We start from the raw sequence: 704 nt of genomic DNA, 5'->3' as shown, positions 1-704 counted from the left end.
TTTTACAGCGAGTCCATATGATTGAGTCAGCCGATAAACATACGTTACCGCGAGCGCGCCCCACCCAAAACCATCCTTTTTTCTCGATAGCTTGAAACCAAGGTGTCTTAAAAATAGCATCGGACAAGATGATAGGCTGACAATCGACAGGCAAGCAATGTGCAAGATTATCCAGCAAGTCAATGTGGGCCTTTTCTGAGTTTAATTCAGACTCTGGATACACTTTTTCATATAACGTTAAGGCTCTTCCACCCATAGGTATACTAGCCCTAAGTACTTGAAATATTTCCTGACCGTTGATAGGAGACCAATCGACAATGACAAGAGGGTGAGGGTTATGACCAACCAAATGTTCAGTCATGAACTCATAAAAATAAAGCCGTTCACTGTGCAAGTAAGGGTTCCCAATTAACCTGTCGGCTCGCTTTATATCGTGCTTCTTATCCGTATCAGAACTATTTTTAAGACCACGACCAAGGTATGTGACAGTAACTCGCTGGTCACGCATTCCAGACTCAACAAAAGTAAAAACGGTACTTAGCCTGACGGAATGAATATCAGGGTAAGCCGTTGCGATATCTTCTTTAAGGGTTCGAAATATACTCACTGTGATAATCTCATTTTTTTCCAATGATTTGATCACATTGCTGCCCAAAGGTCGATCCTTACTCAGTTAAAACCAATATTTCGTGGGGATTCGTCAG

At 41.9% G+C, this 704-nt stretch carries 1 protein-coding gene; it reads right to left on the bottom strand.

Annotation, left to right across the window (positions count from 1 at the left end):
* On the bottom strand, positions 1-607 hold a 607-nt coding region (locus ACTRWI_RS22565), incomplete at its 3' end, for an IS4 family transposase (protein WP_499133924.1).
* Positions 608-704: the final 97 nt, after the last annotated feature.

This window comes from Pseudoalteromonas sp. G5_S1_14_S5, from assembly GCF_054968605.1.
The sequence above is the reverse complement of the archived record's forward strand: the minus strand, read 5'-3'. Positions and strand labels throughout refer to the sequence as shown.